Annotated in this window: 5 protein-coding genes and 1 pseudogene; 1 reads left to right on the forward strand and 5 read right to left on the reverse strand. The window is 58.3% G+C overall.

Translation table 11 applies throughout. The features are described from left to right. Positions 1-370 (forward strand): annotated as a pseudogene (locus ACIOVB_RS24495) (ribonucleoside-diphosphate reductase subunit alpha); the annotation flags it as partial. 166 nt (positions 371-536) lie between these two features. Here ACIOVB_RS24495 and flgE read toward each other — a convergent pair. The 5 genes from flgE to cheR all read right to left on the reverse strand — a co-directional run. Beyond that, a complete protein-coding gene (flgE, locus tag ACIOVB_RS24500; RefSeq protein WP_401271936.1) occupies positions 537-1,850 on the reverse strand; it encodes a flagellar hook protein FlgE in 1,314 nt (437 codons plus the stop codon). A 30-nt stretch (positions 1,851-1,880) separates the two neighbouring features. Further along, complete coding sequence (gene flgD / locus ACIOVB_RS24505) at positions 1,881-2,600, reverse strand: flagellar hook assembly protein FlgD (protein WP_401271937.1); 720 nt, start codon at positions 2,598-2,600, stop codon at positions 1,881-1,883. Between the two features lie 15 nt (positions 2,601-2,615). Then, the gene (gene flgC / locus ACIOVB_RS24510) at positions 2,616-3,059 is read right to left on the reverse strand and encodes a flagellar basal body rod protein FlgC (RefSeq protein WP_187680888.1); all 444 of its coding nucleotides are present in this window, start codon (positions 3,057-3,059) and stop codon (positions 2,616-2,618) included. A 3-nt stretch (positions 3,060-3,062) separates the two neighbouring features. Continuing rightward, positions 3,063-3,473, reverse strand: a complete 411-nt coding sequence (flgB, locus tag ACIOVB_RS24515) for a flagellar basal body rod protein FlgB (protein WP_187680887.1) — start codon at positions 3,471-3,473, stop codon at positions 3,063-3,065. 333 nt (positions 3,474-3,806) lie between these two features. Further along, a partial coding sequence (cheR, locus tag ACIOVB_RS24520) for a protein-glutamate O-methyltransferase CheR (protein WP_401271938.1) occupies positions 3,807-4,493 on the reverse strand: 687 nt, incomplete at its 5' end.

The following is a 4,493-nucleotide window of genomic DNA, read 5'->3' on the forward strand; positions in this document are numbered from 1 at the left end:
GCAAGAACTCAATGAGCTCTACGCGACCTCGTTCGAAGTGGACACCTAGTGGATCGTTGACGCGGCCAGCCGTCGTCAGAAGTGGATCGACCAGGCCCAGTCGCTGAACCTGTACATCGCCGGCGCATCGGGCAAGAAACTCGACGTGACCTACCGCATGGCTTGGTACCGTGGTCTGAAAACCACCTACTACCTCCGTGCCCTGGCCGCGACCAGCACCGAGAAGTCGACCATCAACACCGGCAAGCTGAACGCTGTTTCCAGCGGCGGCAACCATGGTGATGATTCGGTTCTGGCAGCTCCGGCCGGTCCCGCTCCAGTGCCAAAGGCTTGCGCGATTGACGAGCCGGATTGCGAAGCTTGCCAATAAGCTGAGCCGGTGAGCGCTGCAAGGCGCTGACCTGAAAACCCCCGATCAGTCCTCTGGGTTGTCGGGGGTTTTCTTTTGCCTGCCTTTTAAGATCTTTTGATCCTGATTCCACCAGGCAAAAAAAAGCCCCTCTGACGAGGGGCTTCTTATGCAGCGCCAACCAGCATCAAGTCATCTGAATGATGGTCTGCATGATGGTGCTCTGGGTGGAGATGGTCTTGGCGTTCGCCTGATAGTTGCTCTGCGCCTTGATCAGATCCACCAGCTCATTGGTCAGGTTAACGTTCGACTCTTCCAGCGAGTTCGACACGATCGAACCCAGCGTACCGGTCTTCGGCGAATCAACCCCGGCCACACCCGACGCGAACGTCTCCTTCCAGCGCGTACCGCCAATCGGCTGCAGACCCTGCTCGTTGGCAAAGCTCGCCACCGCCACCTGACCAATCGCCTTGGTCTGCTGGTTGCTGAAGTTAGCCGTCATCACACCGGTCGAATCGATGGTCAGGCTGGAGATCTGGCCAGTCGCATAACCGTCCTGATACTGCGCAGTACGCGCGGTCGGAGCGTTATAGGACGTGGTCAACGCGGTGTTGAACGCGATACCGGTCGAGTTGGCCTTGGAACCGTTCGGGCCCCAGGTCACTGGCGAGGTCGTCGCGTTTGTCACCACACCTGGAATCCAGCCGCTCATGGTCAGGGTGTTGCCGGTTTTGGTCCAGCCAGCGCCAGCCGTCAGGGTCGCGATGGAACCATCAGAGTTGAACGTGAGGTCGTGGGTCATCGGTGTCAGGGTGTTGTTGGCCGGATCCGATGGGGTACGACCATCCATGTAGGTGTAGACGCGCCAGGCATTGGTACCCGTTTTCACGTAGTACTGATCCATGCGGTGCTCGTTACCCTGAGTATCGTAGACCGGCGTGGAAATGAGCTTGTTGTAGCTGTTCAGGTCAGTCGGGCTGAACGTGGTCACGGTAGGCAAGGTGTCCTCCGAGTTCACGTTCATGGTCTGGTCAATCTTGGACGTCGCGTTCGGCTTGAGGGCCGAAGTGTCGATCTTCAGGTCAGTCAGCACGCCGGTCATGATCTTGCCGTTGGCATCAACGCCGTAACCTTGCAGACGGTTACCGTTGTTATCGACCACGTAGTTTTCAGCGTCGGTCTTGAATGCACCGGCACGGGTGTAGCTCAGGGAACCGTTGTCGCTGAGGATGAAGAAACCGTTGCCCTGGATACCCATGTCCAGCACGTTGCCGGTGTTGTTCACATCACCTTGGCCGAACTGCTGGGAAACGTTGGCCAGGCGCACGCCGTTACCGACGGTTTTGCTACCGGTACCCAGGCGAGTGGCCGAGTACACGTCTTCGAATTCTGCACGGGACGATTTGAAACCGGTGGTCGCAACGTTGGCGATGTTGTTGCCGGTCACGTCCAGTTGCTTGTTGGCAGCATAGAGACCGCTAAGGCCGATATTGAAAGACATATTCCACTCCTTTGTGCCGGTTAGTCGGCTCTATATACCAATGGTTTGTACTTTGGACAGCGCAACGCTGCCCAGGCCCGCCAGGTTCAGCATCAACTCACCGCCGGTCTGGCTGATGGTCACGCTGTTGACGGTAGCTGGCAGGTAAGTCACCAGCGAAGTGGCCTTGCCGTCGTAAGTGGCGCTGGCGGTGAACGTGTAAGTGCCCGCCTTCGCGACCGCACCGGAAGCGTCCTTGCCGTCCCAGATGAAGCTGGCGTTGCCGGCTTTCTGGGTGCCCATGTCGATGGTGCGCACGACTTTGCCATCGGCATCTTTGATCGAGAGCGAAACTGCGCCGGAGGCCGGAACCACGACGGTGCCGTTGAGGCTTTTGCTGGTGTCGACTACAGCCTTGTCGGTCTGCGCGATGACCGAACGGCCAACCAGCGACGACGCCTGCAATGCTTGCGAGGAGTTGTAGTTGCCGGCAATGCCGGTGACGGTGTCGTTCAGCGTGGTGATGCCTTCCAGGCTGCTGAACTGCGCCAACTGAGCGACGAACTCGCTGTTGTCCTGCGGATCAAGCGGGTTCTGGTTCTTCAGTTGGGTGACCAGCAGTTGCAGGAAGGCATCTTTGCCCAAAGCCTGCTTGCCGGTGGCGCTGTTGGTGGCCGCAGCCAGACCATCAGTGGTCGTCCCGGTCTTGACCGAAGAATTGGCCAGAACGTCTTTGATGCTTACGCCGCTGGTGGAATCGGAAACACTCATGGCAGTCGCCCCTTATTACTGACCGAGGGTCAGTACCTTCTGCATCATGGTTTTGGCGGTGTTCATCATTTCGGCGTTGGTCTGGAAGGAACGGCTCGCGGAAATCATGTCAGCCATTTCTTCCACCACGTTGACGTTCGGGTAGTAGACGTAGCCTTTGCCGTCAGCGGCCGGATGGTTCGGCTCGTAACGCGCTTCGAGGTTGCTCTGGTCTTCGACCACACCGAGTACCTGCACGCCTTGACCGGCCGCATCCTGGCTCTGGAACAGCGAGTTGCTGCCGCTGTTCTGGCCACCCTGGAACATGGTGGCGAACACCGGGTGACGGGCGCGGTAGGTCTGGTCGATGCTCGAAGAGACGGTTTCGGCGTTGGCGATGTTCGAAGCCACGGTGTTCAGACGCGTGGTTTGTGCGCTCATGCCGCTACCGGCAATGTTGAAAACGCTGGACAGGGACATGGATTACTCTCCGCGCAGGGCTGATACCAGCCCTTTGAATTTGCTGTTGAGCAGCGTGAAGCTGGCCTGGAAGCCGACGGCGTTTTCCGCGTAATTCGACTGTTCCAGTTGTGCATCCACGGTGTTCTGGTCGATCGACGGTTGCATCGGCGTGCGATACATCAGCGACTCGTCGCCGTTGCCCAGTCCTTCAGCCTCGATGTGACGGCTGTTGGTCATGTTCAGGGCAAACGTGCCACCGCTCTTGGTTTTCTCGGTCTGTGCTTCGAGCACTTTGGAGAATTCCAGATCCCGCGCCTTGTAGTTCGGGGTATCGGCGTTGGCGATGTTGTTGGCCAGGACTTCGGCACGCTGGGCGCGGAAGCCCAGGGCTTTTTCGTGAATGCCGAGCGCTTTATCGAAGCTGATGCTCATGTCGGGAACCTTCGGGTGACCGGTTTTTCGTAACTGAGCTTTAGCAAGCGGCGTGCCAATGCGAGAAGTCCCCGTAAACCGGGGCTTTGCCGGGCATCGGCAAAGCGGCAATGCCAGAAAAGCGGCAACCGGTTTCCGCCAGATGCCGCTTTTCTGCCGCTCTCAGCCCTGCCCTTGCCCTGTAGGAGCTGCCGAAGGCTGCGATCTTTTGATCTTCAAAAACAAAATCAAAAGATCGCAGCCTTCGGCAGCTCCTACATGAAGCAGAATCATCGGGCACAAAAAAAACGGGAGGCTTTGAGGGCCTCCCGTTTTTTTGTGTTGCCGATGCAATCATTTCGCCTGGTAAATGATCCCCGGGCTGCACTGGACCATCTGGTAATGATCCGGCAAACCGTTCAGCGCTTCGGAAGCGCCAAGGAACAGATAACCGCCCGGCTTCAACGTGCTGTGAATGCGCAACAGGATGTCTTTCTTCACCTCGGCGGAGAAGTAGATCAGCACGTTGCGGCAGAACACGATGTCGAACTTGCCCAGCGCGGCATAGCTGTCGAGCAAGTTGAACGAGCGAAACTCCACCCGGTTCTTGATCGGCGCCTTGATCACCCAGCGTCCCGGCCCTTTCGGGTCGAAGTAACGCTGCAAACGATCGGCAGACAAACCGCGCCCGATCGCCAGGCTGTCGTACTCGCCGGTCTTGCAGTTGTTCAGCATGAGGCCGGACAAGTCCGTGGCAACAATCTGCACGCCCATCTTCAACTGGCCGAGGTTGGTCCGCTCGAACTCGTCGATCGACATCGACAGCGAGTACGGTTCCTGACCCGACGAGCAAGCCGCCGACCAGATCCGCAGACGCTGGTTGGGGCTGGCCTTGATGGCCTCGGGCAGCACCTTGTTCTTCAAGACTTCAAACGGATAGGTGTCACGAAACCACAGGGTTTCGTTGGTCGTCATGGCATCGACCACCTGCTCGCGCAAACCGCTGCGCGGCTGGGTCTGGATGCGCTGGACCAGCTCACC

Source organism: Pseudomonas sp. NPDC087639, assembly GCF_044743385.1.
Classification (GTDB): Bacteria; Pseudomonadota; Gammaproteobacteria; order Pseudomonadales; family Pseudomonadaceae; genus Aquipseudomonas.

What these genes read in the sequence shown, in the direction of transcription:
- flgE (WP_401271936.1), bottom strand. Translation starts at nt 1,850, where the DNA reads ATGTCTTTCAATATCGGCCTTAGCGGTCTCTATGCTGCCAACAAGCAA.
- flgD (WP_401271937.1), bottom strand. Translation starts at nt 2,600, where the DNA reads ATGAGTGTTTCCGATTCCACCAGCGGCGTAAGCATCAAAGACGTTCTG.
- flgC (WP_187680888.1), bottom strand. Translation starts at nt 3,059, where the DNA reads ATGTCCCTGTCCAGCGTTTTCAACATTGCCGGTAGCGGCATGAGCGCA.
- flgB (WP_187680887.1), bottom strand. Translation starts at nt 3,473, where the DNA reads ATGAGCATCAGCTTCGATAAAGCGCTCGGCATTCACGAAAAAGCCCTG.